The 15,491-nt window shown below is 71.5% G+C and carries 17 protein-coding genes and 1 pseudogene; 5 read left to right on the top strand and 13 right to left on the bottom strand.

All coding sequences use genetic code 11. The features are described from left to right. Position 1 precedes the first annotated feature (1 nt). The 8 genes from K7957_RS10135 to K7957_RS10100 form a co-directional block, all read right to left on the bottom strand. On the bottom strand, positions 2–1,714 hold the full coding sequence (locus tag K7957_RS10135; protein ID WP_223011881.1) for a peptidoglycan D,D-transpeptidase FtsI family protein: 1,713 nt from the start codon (positions 1,712–1,714) through the stop codon (positions 2–4). Continuing rightward, a complete protein-coding gene (locus K7957_RS10130; RefSeq protein ID WP_223011880.1) occupies positions 1,711–2,355 on the bottom strand; it encodes a hypothetical protein in 645 nt (214 codons plus the stop codon). Before K7957_RS10130 ends, K7957_RS10135 begins: the two co-directional genes overlap by 4 nt. Before the next feature lie 2 nt (positions 2,356–2,357). Continuing rightward, a complete protein-coding gene (rsmH, locus tag K7957_RS10125) occupies positions 2,358–3,335 on the bottom strand; it encodes a 16S rRNA (cytosine(1402)-N(4))-methyltransferase RsmH (RefSeq protein ID WP_223011879.1) in 978 nt (325 codons plus the stop codon). Further along, a complete protein-coding gene (locus K7957_RS10120) occupies positions 3,335–3,913 on the bottom strand; it encodes a division/cell wall cluster transcriptional repressor MraZ (protein WP_343228371.1) in 579 nt (192 codons plus the stop codon). The genes rsmH and K7957_RS10120 overlap by 1 nt, the downstream gene beginning before the upstream one ends. 559 nt (positions 3,914–4,472) lie before the next feature. Beyond that, on the bottom strand, positions 4,473–4,793 hold the full coding sequence (locus K7957_RS10115; protein WP_246616954.1) for a hypothetical protein: 321 nt from the start codon (positions 4,791–4,793) through the stop codon (positions 4,473–4,475). 40 nt (positions 4,794–4,833) lie between these two features. Next, positions 4,834–5,823 (bottom strand): cysteine synthase A, encoded by a 990-nt coding sequence (locus tag K7957_RS10110; protein WP_223012239.1) that lies wholly within the window; start codon positions 5,821–5,823, stop codon positions 4,834–4,836. A gap of 46 nt (positions 5,824–5,869) precedes the next feature. Further along, positions 5,870–6,196, bottom strand: a complete 327-nt coding sequence (locus tag K7957_RS10105; protein ID WP_223011878.1) for an Mpo1-like protein — start codon at positions 6,194–6,196, stop codon at positions 5,870–5,872. A 30-nt stretch (positions 6,197–6,226) separates the two neighbouring features. Then, positions 6,227–7,231, bottom strand: a complete 1,005-nt coding sequence (locus K7957_RS10100) for an alpha/beta hydrolase (RefSeq protein WP_343228370.1) — start codon at positions 7,229–7,231, stop codon at positions 6,227–6,229. Positions 7,232–7,424: 193 nt separating this feature from the next. On the opposite strand from K7957_RS10100, the gene K7957_RS10095 reads away from it, so the two are divergent. The 4 genes from K7957_RS10095 (at position 7,425) to aat (ending at position 10,717) form a co-directional block, all read left to right on the top strand. After that, positions 7,425–8,720, top strand: coding sequence for a Y-family DNA polymerase (locus K7957_RS10095; RefSeq protein ID WP_343228369.1), 1,296 nt, complete (start codon positions 7,425–7,427; stop codon positions 8,718–8,720). Between the two features lie 85 nt (positions 8,721–8,805). After that, positions 8,806–9,189, top strand: a complete 384-nt coding sequence (locus K7957_RS10090) for a hypothetical protein (RefSeq protein ID WP_223011876.1) — start codon at positions 8,806–8,808, stop codon at positions 9,187–9,189. Positions 9,190–9,284: 95 nt separating this feature from the next. After that, positions 9,285–9,992: a ParA family protein gene (locus tag K7957_RS10085; RefSeq protein WP_223011875.1), complete on the top strand. Its 708-nt coding sequence runs from the start codon at positions 9,285–9,287 to the stop codon at positions 9,990–9,992. Further along, positions 9,989–10,717, top strand: coding sequence for a leucyl/phenylalanyl-tRNA--protein transferase (gene aat / locus K7957_RS10080; protein WP_223011874.1), 729 nt, complete (start codon positions 9,989–9,991; stop codon positions 10,715–10,717). The genes K7957_RS10085 and aat overlap by 4 nt, the downstream gene beginning before the upstream one ends. Positions 10,718–10,752: 35 nt before the next feature. Here aat and K7957_RS20375 read toward each other — a convergent pair. From K7957_RS20375 to K7957_RS10055, 5 genes and pseudogenes are all read right to left on the bottom strand, one after another. After that, positions 10,753–10,986: pseudogene (locus K7957_RS20375) on the bottom strand (DUF2155 domain-containing protein); the annotation flags it as partial. A 203-nt stretch (positions 10,987–11,189) separates the two neighbouring features. Beyond that, a complete protein-coding gene (locus tag K7957_RS10070; protein ID WP_223011873.1) occupies positions 11,190–11,582 on the bottom strand; it encodes an NADH:ubiquinone oxidoreductase subunit NDUFA12 in 393 nt (130 codons plus the stop codon). 270 nt (positions 11,583–11,852) lie between these two features. After that, complete coding sequence (locus tag K7957_RS10065) at positions 11,853–12,356, bottom strand: DUF192 domain-containing protein (RefSeq protein ID WP_223011872.1); 504 nt, start codon at positions 12,354–12,356, stop codon at positions 11,853–11,855. Further along, a complete protein-coding gene (locus K7957_RS10060; protein WP_343228368.1) occupies positions 12,353–12,925 on the bottom strand; it encodes a cold-shock protein in 573 nt (190 codons plus the stop codon). The genes K7957_RS10065 and K7957_RS10060 overlap by 4 nt, the downstream gene beginning before the upstream one ends. A gap of 91 nt (positions 12,926–13,016) precedes the next feature. Beyond that, the gene (locus K7957_RS10055) at positions 13,017–13,667 is read right to left on the bottom strand and encodes a regulatory protein RecX (protein WP_425517196.1); all 651 of its coding nucleotides are present in this window, start codon (positions 13,665–13,667) and stop codon (positions 13,017–13,019) included. Here K7957_RS10055 and K7957_RS10050 point away from each other — a divergent pair. Beyond that, positions 13,654–15,405, top strand: a complete 1,752-nt coding sequence (locus K7957_RS10050; RefSeq protein ID WP_223011871.1) for a fatty acyl-AMP ligase — start codon at positions 13,654–13,656, stop codon at positions 15,403–15,405. The two genes, K7957_RS10055 and K7957_RS10050, sit on opposite strands and share 14 nt — an antisense overlap. Positions 15,406–15,491 lie beyond the last annotated feature (86 nt).

Genomic DNA, 15,491 nt, shown 5'->3' with positions numbered 1-15,491 from the left:
CTCACTGGCCGCCGCTCTTGGGCGCATCGTCGCCCTGCCACAATGTCGGCAGGATGTCCGAGACGTCCACGTCGCGATGGTCGTCGGGCATCACGCCGAGCAGGGAGCCGACCCGCGCGATCGTGCGCCCCACGACCGGGGCGGCGTTCCACGCCGCGGTCTTCCACCCGCCCGTCTCCTTGGTGCCCTGCGGCGAGTCGAGCATCGCCAGCACGACGTAGCGCGGCTCATCCATCGGAAAGGCCGCGACGAAGGTGGCGACGTTGCGCGACCGGTCGTAGCCGCCCGCCACCGCCGCCTCCGCGGTCCCCGTCTTGCCGCCGACGCGATATCCCGGTGCGTCGCCCTTGCGCCCGGTGCCGCGCATCACGACCAGCCGCAGCATCTGCCGCATCCGCGCGCTGGTCGCCTCGCTGATCACGCGGCGACCGACCGGTGCGTGGCCGGGCTGCAGCTTGAGCAAGGTCGCGGGGCGCCACGTGCCGCCGTTGACCAGCGCGGCATAAGCGTTGGCGAGATGAAGCGGGGTCACCGCGATGCCGTGGCCGAAGGCCGTCGTCATCGTCGTCGTGCGCGCCCAGTATCGCGGCCACAGCGGCCGGCCCTTCTCGCGGATCTCGATGTCCGGGCGGGTATCGAACCCCAGCTTGCGGAACATCGTTTCCATCCGCTGCTGTCCTACCTCATCGGCGACGCGCGCGGTGGCGACGTTCGACGAGTAGATCAGCGTCTCCGCCATATTGAGCCAGCGCTTCGGGTCACCGCGCTCGTCGTGGATCGTGTAGCGGCCGACCTGGAGCGGGTGGGTGGCGTCGAAGCGCGCGTTCATCGAGGTGACCACGCCGGTGTCGATCGCGGTCGCCATGGTGATCGGTTTGAAGGTCGAGCCGAGCTCGAACACGCTCTGCGTGGTCAGGTTGCGCAGCTGGTCGGTGCCCGACATGCCGACGCGGTTGGGGTTGAAGGTCGGCAGCGATACCATCGCCAGCACCTCCCCGGTGTGGACGTCGAGCACGATGCCGCCCCCCCCTCGTGCAGAGAAGGTGGTCATCGCGCGTCCGAGCTCGCTCTCCAGCGCGGCCTGGACACGGGTGTCGAGCGACAGCGCGACCGGCTGGCCGATCGTGGCCGGGTTGGTGAGGCGCTCGTCGAGCGCGCGCTCGATCCCGCTCATGCCATGGCCGCCGCTGATGAAGCCCAGCGCGTGCGCGGCCAGCGTGCTCTGCGGGTAGAGCCGCTGCGTCTCGCGCTCGAACACGATGCCGGGCTCGCCGATCGCGTTCACCGCCTCGACCAGCGCAGGGCTGGCGCGGCGCTGCAGATAGGTGAAGCTCACCGGCTTGGTGATCTGCGCGTAGAACCAGGACTGGTCGCCCTTCTCGGGCATCAGCTCGGCGAGCTTGCGCGCGACCTCGGACGGGTCGCCGATCAGCTTCTTGGGATGGACGCCGATCGTCCAGGCGTCGATCGTGCGCGCGAGCGGGGCGCCGTTGCGATCGACGATGTCGCCGCGCGGCACCGCCGCCGCGACGCTGGCGCCGCGTTCGCTGCCCGCGACGACGCCGAGCAGCGTCAGCCGCCCGATCACCACCAGCACGCCCGCGACGAACAGCAGCATCAGCACCATCAGCCGCAGGTGCTGCGTGGCGAGCAGCTGCTGGCGCTGGTCGCCCGCGCGCACGCCGCGGACCGGACGGGCGACGAGGGCAGTCACCGCAGGCGACCGCGCTCGGTGCGGGCGCGGCTGAGCAGGTCGCCGACGGTGGTCTCGCTCAGCAGCGCGCGATCGAGCATCGCCACCTTCGCGGCGCGTGTGGCGGGGGCGTTCGGGCCAGGTGCGGCCGCCGCCACCACCGCCGGGGTCAGGCGGGCAGCGGCGACCGGCTTGGCCGCCGCGACCTTCACTGTCGTGACCGGCGCGGCGGCCGCGGTCCGGACGGTGGCGGGAGCGGCGGGAGCGGGAGCGGCAGAGGCGGTGACGGCGGTCGCGGCGGCGGGGACGATCAGCTGCGCGGTCTGCACCGGCGCGGCGGCGCCCGGCAGCGGCGCGGGCACCGGCTGGTTGGGCGACAGGGAGGCGAGCGCGGCCTCGTCGCGGACGAACTGCGCCGCGGTCGGCACCGTCAGCGCCAGCGTGTCGCCGTTCCAGCGCTCGAGCTGGGCGAGGTTGGCGCGCACGTCGAACTCGGTCTCGAGCGCGCGGATGTCGCGCTCCGCGCCGACGATCTTGCGGTCGAGCTGCTCCACGCGCTTGCGCTCGGCCGCCACCTGCGAGGAGACGAGGTAGAAGCCGATCGCGACCATCGCGCAGCTGGTGAGCCAGCCCAGCCCCTTCAACCGATATACCGCCGCCATCCTCACGCCTCCCCTACCCAAGCCGTCGCCGCCGTCCGCCGTGCCGCGCGTAATGTCGCCGAGCGGGCGCGCGGGTTCGCCGCCAGCTCGGTCTCGTCGGCGCGCTGCGCGCGCCCGATCATCTCGAAGGTCGCCGCGCGCGGCGGCGCCGCCGCCGGCAGGTGGCGCGAGCCGCCCGGTGCCGCGCCCGCGCGATCGCGCAGGAAGCGCTTGACGATGCGGTCCTCGAGCGAGTGGAAACTCACCACCGCGAGCCGGCCGCCGGGGCGCAGCACGCGCTCCGCCGCGGCGAGGCCGCGCTCCAGCTCGTCCAGCTCGCCGTTGACGTGGATCCGCACCGCCTGGAAGGCCCGCGTCGCGGGGTCCTTCTTGTCGTGCGGACGATGACCGAGCGCGCGGCGCACCACGGAGGCGAACTGCGCGGTCGTGGTCAGCGGGCGGGCCGCCACCACCGCGCGCGCGATCCGGCGCGACTTGGGCTCCTCGCCGTAGCGGTAGAGCACGTCGGCGATCGCCTCCTCGTCGGCGGTGTTGAGGAAGTCGGCGGCGGACGGGCCTTCCTGGCTCATCCGCATGTCGAGCGGGCCGTCGCCCTGGAAGGAGAAGCCGCGCTCGGGCCGGTCGAGCTGCATCGAGGAGACGCCGATGTCCATCGTCACGCCGTCGACCGGCGCGAGGCCGCGCGTCTCCAGCTCCTCGGCGAGCGCCGAGAAGGTGGCGGCGACCATCGTCAGCCGCGGCGCGTCGGCCGCGAGCGCGCGCCCGGTCGCAACCGCGTCGGGGTCGCGGTCGAACGCGATCACCTCGGCACCCGCGTCGAGCAGGGCGCGCGTGTAGCCGCCGGCGCCGAAGGTCGCGTCGACGTGGCGCTCACCGGGGGCGGGGGCGAGCGCGGCGAGCACGGGCGCGAGCAGCACGGGCACGTGCGGCGCCACGGCGTGACCGGGGGGCAGGCCGGTCGTCGGGGCGGTCTCGCTCATCATAGCGCGATCCCCTTTTCCTCGCAGGTGAACTCGACATATTCCTTGAGGAACGGATCGATGTCCGGGGTCTCGAGCAGGATGTTGGGCGCCCAGATCGTGATCCAGTTGAACGCGCCGAGGAACACCGCCGCGCCCGCGATGCGCGCGTAGCGGCGCTCGAACGCGGGCATGATGAAGCGGCCCGAGCCGTCGAACGGCAGCGGCTCGGCGCCGCCGGCGCGATCGAGGATGTTGTAATCGACCTTGCCGGTGCGCTCGAACTGCGCGGCGTCGAGCGCCTCCAGCCGGGACTTCCAGAACGGCACGAAGCCGGGATCGTAGGCGATCAGGCAGCGGTGCTCGGGATGCGGGGCGATGATGACGGTACCGCCGTCCTTGCCGTCGTCGCGAGGGGCGTTCTTGGCGAGCATCGCGCGGAGGGTGTTGGGAATCGCGACCCGGCCCTTGTCGTCGACAAGACCGAGTCCCTTTCCCTGGTAGTCCACCCTGTCCGTCACGCCCACCTCACACCCGGAGCGCACGACCTCCTGTTTCGGCAAGCGGCCATCACCGCCCGCCGACGTTGCTGTCAGCAAACAACAGTGGTCCTGCCCCCAATGTCGTGCTCGACACCTATCAGGGTTACCCGGGGATGAGAAGGGATATTCGGGGACAGCCGGGGAAACACCGGATTTTCTCGGCTGATCCGCGCGCTACGATGGAGGCGGCGGGCGCGAGCGGGCGCTCGCGCTGCCAAGAATCGGCGCGGAGAAGGCGTGGCGGCAGGCTTTCCCCGCTTCTCCCCGGACGAATCCAAGAAGGCGGGAGACGGACGTCATAAGGATGGGATCGAGAGCAGCTTCGAGGTGCATCGGCTCGCGAGCGGCGACCGGCGAATGGCCCCACCTCCCGGCACGAGACGGCGCTCGCGCCGACGACGATGCCACCCCCGCTACGACCGCCGTCACAGCCATGAGCCGGGATCTATCGTGCCGCGGACACAATGATCGTCGGACTCGCGACACCATGGATGACGGGTCAAGCCGGCATGACGATCGCGCGTGGCGCCAGACCGCATCACCCCGGCTGAAGGTAGCCGATGGGACGCACCTCCGCGTGCTCCTTCCCGCCGCCCCCAGCCGGGCGCGCCGTCCGTCACTGCGCGTGCGGCGCGGGCTTCTCGGCCGGCGGGGTGTTGGCGGCGCTGGGGGTGACGCCGAGCTCGGCGAGCGGCTCGTTGGTCGGCGTGACGGTGGGGATCGGACCCGGCACGCTCATGTTGACCACGACCGCGGGCTGCGCCGCGCCCGCGACCGCGACCGGGCGCTCCCGATCGACCGTCGAGAAGATCGCGCTCGCCACGCCGATCAGCAATACCACCATGGCGAGCCCGACCATGCCGACCCGCACGCGCTGCCGCGCCTGTTCGGACTGCTGGCGCTCGACCGCCACCTTCTTTCGCTGCGAAACCTTCATCTCGTCGTGCGACGTTAACCGATCGTCGCGGCGCTGTCGATCACGACCCGTCACGGCGCTGCCGTACCAGGCCCTTCGACGCCAGCCACGCCGGGTCATAGAGCGTCGAGAGATAGCGGAAGCCGGTGTCGCACAGGATCGTCGCGATCCTTTTGCCCGGCCCGAGCTGCCGCGCGAGGCGCACCGCGCCGGCGACGTTGATCCCCGACGACAAGCCGAGGCACAGCCCCTCCTCCGCCAGCAGCCGCTCGGTCCAGTCGAAGCCTTCCTGATCGGCGATGCGGAACTGCGCGTCGACGGGCGCGCCCTCGAGATTGGCGGTGATGCGTCCCTGCCCGATCCCCTCGGCGACCGACGAGCCCTCCGAGCGCAGCTCACCGCAGGCGTAATAGTCGTACAGCGCGGCGCCATGCGGGTCGCTCAGCGCGATGCAGACGCGCTCGTCCTTGGCCTTGAGCCCCAGCCCCACGCCGGCAAAGGTGCCGCCGGTGCCGACCGCGCAGGTGAAGCCGTCGATCCGGCCCTCCATCTGCGCCCAGATCTCCTCGGCGGTGCCGACGATATGCGCGCGGCGGTTCGCGATATTGTCGAACTGGTTGGCCCAGATCGCGCCGGGCGTCTCCTCGGCGATGCGGCGGGAGGTGTGGACGAAATGATATTGGCTCGAATAGGGCGCGGCGGGGACGGTCACCAGCTCGGCGCCGAGCGCGCGCAGCGTGTCCATCTTCTCCTTCGACTGGGTGTCGGGCATCACGATGATCGTGCGATAGCCCTTGGCGTTGGCGACCAGCGCCAGCCCGATGCCGGTGTTACCCGCGGTCCCCTCGACGATCGTGCCGCCGGGCTGGAGCTGCCCGCGCGCCTCGGCGTCCTCGACGATGAACAAAGCGGCGCGGTCCTTGACGCTCGCGCCCGGGTTGGTGAACTCGCACTTGCCGAAGATGTCGCAGCCGGTCGCCTCGCTCGGGCCCTTGAGCCGAACGAGCGGCGTGTTGCCGATCAGCGCGAGCGTGTCGCTTGTAATATGCATGGCGCGGTAGATGCGCAGCCCGAGGGCAATGCGCAAGCGAGCAGATCTATCGCGACGCGACCCCGGCCTTGGCGAGGTGCGGCGCGAGGCGGCCGACTAACCACAGGAAGAACATGCGGTAATCGGCGACCAGCGACCAGAGCGGCTGGCGGAAGGTCGCCGGGCGGTTGCGCTCGACCGTGAGATGCGCACCCCAGGCAAAGGCATAGCCCGCGGCCGGGACCGCGGCCCACCACCAGCCGCCGAACGCCAGCGCCGGCGCGGCGACGGCGAAGCTGAGCGCGGTGCCGGCGTAGTGGAGCGCGCGCGTGGCCGGGCGCGCGTGCTCGCGAAGGTAATAAGGCCAGAAATCGGCGAAGGTGCGCGGTGTCACGGGCGGGCTCCGATCAGTGCGGCGTGCGGATCATAGCATGCCGCGATCGTGCAGCCACTGCCGCACCTGTCCGGGCCATTGCGTCGTCACGGGCGCCGCCGTCGGGCGCAGCCCGAAGGCGTGCCCTCCCTTGGCGTAGACGCGCAGGTCGACCGGCACGCCCGCGTCATTGAGCGCTAGTGCATAGGCGAGCGGCTGCCGGATGTTGTCGGTCGGATCGTCCATGGCGTGGAGGATCAGCGTCGGCGATGCCTGAGGGCTGATCGTGACCCACGGCCGCAGCTCGAGATTGTTCCGGCCCTTGCCGTTGTCGAGCATGCGCGCGGTATAGGCGATCACCGCGAAATCGGGGCGCGACGACGCGCCGTCGGCGGCGTCGGTCGGCGCGTAGCTGCGCGCCTCGGTGTTGCTCATGTTGGCGGCGATATACGCGCCGGCGGAGAAGCCGACCGCGCCGACCCTGTGCGGATCGATGCCATAGGCCGCCGCGCGCTGGCGCAGGATGCTCATCGCGCGCTGCGCGTCCTCGAGCCCGAGCAGCACGTCGGGGCGGCGCTGCTGCCCGGCCACGCGCGGCCAGACCTGCGGGACGCGATATTTGAGCACCGCGCAGGTCATGCCCTGGCGGACCGCCCAGGCGCAGATCTCGGTGCCCTCGAGGTCCATCGCGACCACCTCGAAGCCGCCGCCCGGCAGCACCAGCAACGCGGTCCCGCTGTTCGACCCCCGGGGCCGGTACAGCGTCATCGTCGGCCGCGTGACATAGCTCGCCCAGTGCCAGCGGCGCCCGCCGACCAGCGCGGTGCCGTTGCCGGTACCTTCCGGACGATCGCCGCTGTCGGGTTTGGCGAGCGGGATCGTGGCGGGCCAGAGCGGGATCTGCTCGCCGCCGTCGCTCGGCTGCCAGAGGCCGGCGCGCTCATCCTTCGGAAGCGGCGTGGCCCCCCGTGGATCGGCACGCTCAGACGCCTGTCCGGTGGCCGTCATCATGACGGCGGCGACGAACGCGGCGGTGAGCGAGTGATACCGTGCCACAGAGCCACCGTCCCTGCCCGCGGCGATCGCCGGTCCGGTCCGGCGCATGGGGCGGTGCGGCGCCGGTCTAGCGCGCTCTGCGGCGGGCGTCATCGCCCGATCGCCGGATCGTGCCACGGCGGTCCGCGGTCTCGCCAAACCGCCTCCGACCTGCCATGTTCCTCATCCGTTCCCTCTCGCGAGTCGCCCGCCGGTGCCCAGCGCCGATCTCACCCTTCCCCCACGACCGCTGCGCTGGCTGTTCCTCGACCTGAACAGCTATTTCGCCAGCGTCGAGCAGCAGGTGCAGCCCGCGCTGCGCGGGCGGCCGGTGATCGTCGCGCCGGTCGGCAGCGACACCACCGTCGCGATCGCGGCGTCGCGCGAGGCCAAGCGGTACGGCATCTCGACCGGCACGCCGGTGTGGGAGGCGAAGCGCAAGTGCCGCGACCTGGTCGTCACGCCGGCGCGGCACGAGCTCTACGTCGCCTATCACCACCGCATCGTCGCCGAGGTCGAGCGCCACGTGCCGGTGACGCGGGTCTGCTCGATCGACGAGGTGGCGTGCCGGCTGCTCGACAATGAGAATGGCCGCGACGCCGCGATGGCGCTGGCCGGGCGGATCAAGCGCGGGCTCGCCGCCGCGGTGGGCGATGTTCTCACCTGCTCGATCGGGCTCGCGCCCAACCGCCTGCTCGCCAAGCTCGCGTCCGATCTGCAGAAACCCGACGGGCTGGTGGTGTTCGAGGCGGACTCGCTGCCCGAGGCATTGTACCCGCTCAAGCTGCGCGACATCGCCGGGATCGGTCCCAACATGGAGCGACGGCTGGCGCGCGACGGTGTCAACGACATCCGCCAGCTGCTCGCGCGCCGCCCGCGCGACGCCGGCCAGGCCTGGGGCGGCAGTGATGGCGACCGGCTTTGGTACCTGCTCCACGGCGTCGACCTGCCCGAGAAGGCCACGCAGAGCCGCACGATCGGGCACAGCCACGTGCTCTCCCCGCGCCACCGCGACTATGAGTCGGTGCGGCTGACCGCGCGGCGGCTCGCGCTCAAGGCCGCCAGCCGGCTGCGTCGCAAAGGCTATCGCGCGCGGCTGCTGGTGCTCCACGCGCGCTTCGAGGACGACAAGAGCAAGTGGCGCGCGAGCGTCAAGCTGCCGGCGACGCAGGACAGTTTCGTGGTGCTGGCGCGGCTCGACTCGCTCTTCCCGCGGCTGCGCGCGGCGGGCGCGGCGCATCGCAGCGGCTGCCGCATGATCGGTGTGACGTTGGCCGAGATCGAGCCGGTCGCGGGTGAACAGGGCTCGCTGTTCGCCGCGCTGGACCCCGACGACCCGCTCGCGCGCGAGACCCGCACGCTGGCGCTGAGCCGCGCGATGGACCGGATCAACGAGCGGTTCGGGCGCAACGCCGTGTCGGTCGGCCCGCTGGGCGGCGGGCGGATCGATCGCGTCGGCTCGAAGATCGCGTTCGGGCGAATCCCCGAGCTGTCCGAATTTCACGAGTGAGCGCTACCGAAATGGGTCGATGATATAATGACTTTAGTATGACAGGGTTGACGACCTTTTCCGCATGCGCGAAGCGTGCGGACCTATGCAAAAGCTCGCTTTCCTCCCCCTCGCCGCCTCCTTGTTCGCGCTCGCAGCGTGTAATTCCGAGCCGTCCAAGCAGGTTCTCGATTCCAACCCCGATCCGATGGCGTCGCAGCTGGCCAACGCCGCGCCCGTCGAGCTGCCGCCCGCGATCAAGGCGGACAAGACGATGCGCTGCAAGGACGGCAGCCTCGTCTACGTGACCTTCTTCACCGGCGACAAGCAGGCGGTGGTGCGCACCGAGAAGAACGGCACGCCGACGATGCTGAAGGGCGAGGGCGGCGAGGCGCCGCTGAGCGCCGACGGCGGCTGGAAGCTGACCGGCACGCCGACCGAGGTCACTCTCACCCGCCCCGGCAAGGGCGCACTCTCCTGCCACGCCTGAGCTGAATCGCGCCGGCGCGTCTCGCGGAGAGCGCCGGCGCCTCACCTCGATCAATCCTTGCCGCACGTCGCGGCCGCCCCTAGCGTCCGACGCTTATGGCAACCATCGCGATCTACAGCCTGAAGGGCGGCGTCGGTAAGTCGACGCTGGCGGTCAATCTCGCCTGGTGCGCGGCCACGCTGTCGGCGCGACGCACCTTGCTATGGGACCTCGATCCCCAGGCCGCCTCGAGCTGGGTGCTCGGCGAGGGCGCCGCGCACGACCGGGCGCAGGCCTTGTTCTCGCGCGACGTGGATCCCGAGCGACTGATCACGCGCACGCGCTTCGACCGGCTCGAGCTGCTGCCCGCCGACGCCTCGCTGCGCGACCTCAACCACCTGTTTCGCGAGCTCGACAAGAAGAAGCGGCTGCGCAGGCTGATCGCCGACCTGGGCGACCACGACCATGTCATCCTCGACTGCCCACCCGGGCTGACCGAGACCGCCGACCAGGTCGCGCGCGCCGCCGACCTGATCGTGGTGCCGGTGGTGCCCTCGGCCTTCTCGCAGCGCGCCTACGCCACGATCGAGCGCCAGTTCGGCGGCCAGGTCGCGATCCTGCCGGTCCACAACATGGTCGATCGCCGCCGCGCGCTCCACGTCGCCGCGGTAGGGCAGCACGCCGACTGGCCCGCCCTCCCCGCCGCCAGCGCGATCGAGGCGGCCACCGCCAAGCGGCTGCCGGTCGGCGTCGCCGCCCCGAACAGCGTCGCGGCCAAGGCCTTCGCGCAGCTGTGGCGCATCGTGGAGCAGCGCTGCGCTTGAGCGAGCCGCTCGACCCGTCGCTGCTGCTGGGCGCCTATTCGGTCGGGGTCTTCCCGATGGCGGACAGCCGCGACGCCGAGGAGGTCTATTGGGTCGAGCCGCGCCGCCGCGCGATCCTGCCGCTCGACGGGTTCCATCTCTCGCGCTCGCTGCGCAAGGTGATCGCGGGCGACCGCTTCCGCGTCACCGCCGACCAAGCCTTCGCCGCGATCATCGCCTTGTGCGCCGAGAGCGCAGAGGACCGTCCCGATACCTGGATCAACGCCTCGATCGAGCAGGCGTTCGTTCGCCTGCACGGGCTCGGCCTGGCGCACTCGGTCGAGTGCTGGGACGGCGAGACCCTGGTCGGCGGGCTCTACGGCCTCGCGCTCGGCCGCGCCTTCTTCGGCGAGAGCATGGTGAGCCGCGTGCCCAACGCCTCGAAAGTGGCGATCGCGGCGCTGGTGGCGCGGCTGCGCGCGGGCGGCTTCACGCTGCTCGACTGCCAGTTCATGACCGACCACCTCGCCTCGCTCGGCGCGATCGAGGTGCCGCGCGCCGACTACATGACGTTGCTGGGCGCGGCGCTCTCTTCGACCGCCTCGTCGGCGGGGGCGGGCTCATCCCCCGCCGCGCTGGCCGAGGCGGCAGGCGCCGGCGCCTTCGGCGCCTTGGACGCCGCGGCCGGCGCGGACGGCGGGGTGCCCGGGAAGGTCATCGCGCAGCTCTTGGTCCAGACGTCGTAGACCGGGTGGATCACCACGTTGGCGGCGGGCCGCTCCTTGTAGAGCCAGCCCGAGAAGGCGCGGCGCCACCCGCCCTCGACCGCGCGGACGTCGAGCTGGACGAAGGCGCCGGTGAGCGGCTCGGGCTCCCACGGCGCGGTCTGCTCGCACGCGCGCAGCCGCACGATCACGTCGCCAGCGCGCACGGCCTGACCGGGCTTCAGCGTGATGTCGCGGCTGATGCCGTTGCGCTTGTTGAGCAGGCCCAGCACCGCGACGCGCTGCGCCATCGGGGTGGCGCCGAGGTCGACCGGATCGTCCTGCGAGTCGAGCGACACTTCGTCCGAGGCGCGCGGTGCGGGCGCACCCGTCGGCGCGGGCAGCGCGGTGCTCACGGCCGGCGAGGCACCGTGGCGTGCGCCGCGCCAGCCCAGGCCCGCCCAGGCCGCCGCCGCCGCCACCACTAACAGCCCGCCGAGCGCGAGCCCGCGCCTCACGCGTCGGGGCTCCACGCCTCATAGTCGCCGGTGGCCGAGGCGCGCTGGCCGCCCTTCTCCAGCGCGCCCTGCGGGCGATAGGCCAGCGCGGTGCCGGTGAGATTGGGCACCGCCGGCTTCTGCCACTGCCGCGGTGGCGGCAGGTTCTGGTCGGGCGTGCCGTCGACCTGGTGGTGGAGCCAGCTGAACCACTCGGGCGGCACGCGGCTGGCGTCGTTGGCGCCGGCGTAGATCACCCAGCGGCGCGGGTTGCCCGCGGTGTCACGGCCACCTTCCCAATAGGTGTTGCCGAGCGAGTCCTCGCCGACCTGGCGCTTGCCGCGCAGCCCGAGGATGGTGCCCCAGCTGGCGCCGTTCCACCAGGTGAAAGGATTGAGGTTGATGCCCATGGTGACCCGCGCTTACCCGGCCCGCGGGCGCGGTTCAATGCCTGGCGGGTGTCGTAAAGCTAATCCTCCCCGCTGGCGGGGAGGGGGCGTGTGGGCGAGATCGTGTCCCCCGGACACGATCTTGGCGTGTCGAGGGCACGCCAAAGCCCTCACGCGCCCGAAGGGCGTGGTGGAGGGGGGCTTCCGCAGGCGCTGCGCTGCGAGGAAAGCCCCCTCCACCACCGGCTTCGCCGGCGGTCCCCCTCCCCGTGCCGGGGAGGATCTAGAAGGTCACCAGCTCACTCGATCGCCCACGCTGATGCCGAGCGCGGCGGCGCGCCCGCCGACCAGCTCGAGCACCGCCGCGACGGGCTCGCCCGAGCTCACCTTCGCTTCCGAGAGCGGCGTCGCGCTCGGCGCGATCGCGGCGATGCTGTGGTCCGCGCGGATGAAGAGGATGTCGAGCGACAGCGGCGTGTTCTTCATCCAGAAGTCCGCCACCTGTGGCGCGCCCCCGCCGGCGGGATAGGGCGCGAACAGCATCGCGTCGTCGGGCTGCAGATCGGTGCGGAACATCAGTCCCTGCGCCTGCTGCGCCGCCGTCTCGGCGACCTCGGCGCGGAAGGTGTGGCGCTTGCCGCCGCTCTGGATCGTCACCGGCACCGTGCGGCGCTGCGGGCTGGCTGTCTCACTGGTCATGGCGGAAGGGGACGCCGAGGGCGCCGTGTCGGGAACACCGCGCCCGCACGCGGCGAGCAGCAGCCCCAAGATCAGCGGCAGCGCGGCGCGGCTCATTCGATCACCGCCACCGCGACCGCCAGCGGCCCCTTGCGTCCCTGGATGATGCGCGCGCGCAGCCGCTGGTCGGGCTGCGCCTCCGCGACCCCGGCACGGCGCAGCGTCTCCATGTGGACGAAGATATCGCCCGGCCGCTCGAGTGCGACCAGGAAGCCATAACCCTTGATGCGGTTGAACCATTTGACGGTGACCTCCTCCCACTCCCCCGCCTCATCGGCGAGCGCGGTGGGATCGACGCGCGCGCGGTCGCGGTCGCGCATCGACTCCGACGCGACGCTGAGATCGATCTCGGCGATCGTCACCGCCTGCCAGCCGCGCTGCCCCTGAATCGCGGTGCCGCTGACCCGCGTCCCCTCGGGCAGGGTGCGGCGGCCGAACGCCTGGAGGACGCTGAAATGAAGCAGGATATCGCCCTTCGAGGGATCGTCCGCGACGATGAAGCCGAACCCGCGCGTCGCGTCGAACCATTTGAGAACGCCCGATACCGCTACCGAAGCGGCGTCAGCCGTCGGCAGTCCGGCCGGATCGTGCGGATCGCCGGCGGTCGCGGAAGCCTCGTCTCGCACGTCGCGCCGTCGTCCCCTTCTTCGCCGTGTTGCAGCGTTAACGCTCCACTATCGGTGCACTGCACAATGAGGCTTGGCAAGCGTCGATCGTTCATTCCTCGTCCAGAATCGCGCCGGGTCGGGCCTCGACGATGCGGCGCGCCAACGGCGGCGCGTGACCGGCCCGCAGCAGTTGGCCGAGCTGGCGCGCGCGCTGGGCCGCGTCGGCCGGTGTCTCGGCGAATGGCCCGATCCGCTTGCGCCGGGCGAGCCGCAGCGCGCTCTCCAGCGCGCCCTCCTGCGCCTGCGCCAGGACGGGGGCCGCATCCGCCGCATCGAGCCCGGCGGCACGCAGCGTCTCGGCGACGCGGCGCGCGCCATAGCCGCGCCGACCCAAAGCGGCGCCCTTCTGCTCGGCGAAGCCGCGATCGTCGACGTAGCCGAGCGCCGCCATCCGCTCCGCCACGCCGTCCGGATCGGCCGGCTCGCCTTCCCAGCCGCGCTCGCGGATCTTGCGCGTGAGATAGGCGCTGAGCTTGCCGCGCGTGGTCGCGAATCGCTCAACGTAGCGGAGCGCGAGCCGTTCGAGCCCCGCCTGGTCGAGCGGCGGCGGGCGGCGGCGGGTGGTAGAGGAGAGCGACACGGCCATGTTTGTGCCACACTGACAGCCGATTTTGAACGCTCGGCCAAAGTACGCCTTTAACCGCTTAACTATTGCACCGGCGTGACCGCTGCGACAGGAACACAGGATGACGACCGACATCGCCCCGATTGCCCCCCAGACGCGACCGACGCCGACGGCCGATCCGCTGCCGCGCCGCTTCGCGGATTTCGCGACGCTGGGCGAGGCGCTCGACTATGCCGCACGGGGCGGCCGTGGCCTTAACTTCCACGACGCGCGCGGCACGCTGGTGCGCGCTTATGGCTTCACCGCGCTGCTCGACGACGCGCGCGCCTGCGCCTTTCGCCTGATCGCGGCCGGGGTCACGCCGGGCGACCGCGTCGCGCTGGTGGCCGAGACCAGCGCCGAGTTCGCCGCGCTCTTCTTCGGCGCAGTGCTCGCCGGCGCCTGGCCGGTACCGCTCCCGTTGCCGACCTCGTTCGGCGGCCGCGATTCCTACATCGACCAGCTCCGCGTCCAACTCGCCAGCTGCGACCCCGTCATGCTCGTCTTCCCACCCGACCTGGCGCAGATGGCGGGTGCCGCGGCCGAGGCGTCCGGCGTGCGCGGGGTCGACTGGATCGAGTTCGCGACCCAACCCGATCCCGAGGCGGCGCTGCCCGCGAGCACAGCGGACGATGTCTGCTACCTGCAATATTCCAGCGGATCGACGCGTTTCCCGCACGGGGTGGCGATCACGCATCGCGCGCTGCTGAGCAACCTCGCCGCGCACGCGCACGGCGTGCAGATCATCGAGACCGATCGCTGCGTCTCATGGCTGCCATGGTACCACGATATGGGGCTGGTCGGCTGCTTCCTCTCCCCGGTCGCCAACCAGGTCTCGACCGACTATCTCAAGACCGAGGACTTCGCGCGCCGGCCTCTGTCGTGGCTCGACTTGATCAGCCGCAATCCGGGCACCTCGCTGAGCTACTCGCCGACCTTCGGCTATGACATATGCGCGCGCCGCATCTCGAGCCAGACCAAGGCGTCCGACCGCTTCGACCTGTCGCGCTGGCGCGTCGCGGGCAACGGCGCCGACATGATCCGGCCCGACGTGATGCAGGCCTTCGTCGACGCCTTCGCCGACGCCGGCTTCCAGGCGACCGCCTTCCTCCCGAGCTACGGCCTCGCCGAGGCGACGCTGGCGGTCTCGCTGATGCCCCCCGGCGAGGGCATCCGCGTCGAGCTGGTCGAGGAGACCGAGCTCTCGGGCATGCAGCACGGTGAGGACCGGCCGCAGCGCTACCGCGCGATCGTCAATTGCGGGAAGCCGGTGCGCGACATGCAGGTCGAGGTGCGCGAGGAGGACGGCACGCCGCTCCCCGACGGCGCGATCGGCAAAGTGTGGTGCCGCGGGCCGAGCGTGATGGTCGGCTATTTCCGAGACCCCGGCGCGACCGAGGCGTGCCTGATCGACGGTTGGCTCGACACCGGCGACATGGGTTATATGTCCGGCGGCTACATCTTCATCGTCGGCCGCGCCAAGGACATGATCATCATCAACGGGCGCAACCACTGGCCGCAGGACATCGAGTGGGCGGTGGAGCAGCTGCCCGGCTTCAAGGCGGGTGACATCGCCGCCTTCGCGATCACCACGCCCGGCGGCGAGGAGACTCCCGCGGTGCTGGTGCAGTGCCGCAGCTCCGACGAGGTCGAGCGCCTCCGGCTGCGCGACGAGATCCGCGACCGCGTGCGCTCGGTGACCGGTATGAACTGCGTCGTGGAGCTGATCCCGCCGCGTACGCTGCCGCGCACCAGCTCGGGCAAGCTCAGCCGCGCCAAGGCGCGCAACCTGTATCTCGCCGGCGAGATCAAGCCCTACGACCTCGCCGCCTGAGGCGCGCGCCGGCGCCGCCCCGGCGGCGAACCGGCCGCGCCAGCGGCGCGTGAGCGGCGATGACTCTTCGTCCATTCTGAACGCGT

Source organism: Sphingomonas yunnanensis (assembly GCF_019898765.1).
GTDB lineage: Bacteria > Pseudomonadota > Alphaproteobacteria > Sphingomonadales > Sphingomonadaceae > Sphingomonas > Sphingomonas yunnanensis.
The sequence above is the reverse complement of the archived record's forward strand: the minus strand, read 5'-3'. Positions and strand labels throughout refer to the sequence as shown.

Bases quoted from the DNA above. Each gene is read 5' to 3' on its own strand.
- K7957_RS10130 (WP_223011880.1), bottom strand. From the start codon at position 2,355: ATGGCGGCGGTATATCGGTTGAAGGGGCTGGGCTGGCTCACCAGCTGC.
- rsmH (WP_223011879.1), bottom strand. From the start codon at position 3,335: ATGAGCGAGACCGCCCCGACGACCGGCCTGCCCCCCGGTCACGCCGTG.
- K7957_RS10115 (WP_246616954.1), bottom strand. From the start codon at position 4,793: ATGAAGGTTTCGCAGCGAAAGAAGGTGGCGGTCGAGCGCCAGCAGTCC.
- K7957_RS10110 (WP_223012239.1), bottom strand. From the start codon at position 5,823: ATGCATATTACAAGCGACACGCTCGCGCTGATCGGCAACACGCCGCTC.
- K7957_RS10090 (WP_223011876.1), top strand. From the start codon at position 8,806: ATGCAAAAGCTCGCTTTCCTCCCCCTCGCCGCCTCCTTGTTCGCGCTC.
- K7957_RS10085 (WP_223011875.1), top strand. From the start codon at position 9,285: ATGGCAACCATCGCGATCTACAGCCTGAAGGGCGGCGTCGGTAAGTCG.
- K7957_RS10070 (WP_223011873.1), bottom strand. From the start codon at position 11,582: ATGGGCATCAACCTCAATCCTTTCACCTGGTGGAACGGCGCCAGCTGG.
- K7957_RS10065 (WP_223011872.1), bottom strand. From the start codon at position 12,356: ATGAGCCGCGCCGCGCTGCCGCTGATCTTGGGGCTGCTGCTCGCCGCG.
- K7957_RS10050 (WP_223011871.1), top strand. From the start codon at position 13,654: ATGACGACCGACATCGCCCCGATTGCCCCCCAGACGCGACCGACGCCG.
- K7957_RS10055 (WP_425517196.1), bottom strand. From the start codon at position 13,667: ATGTCGGTCGTCATCCTGTGTTCCTGTCGCAGCGGTCACGCCGGTGCA.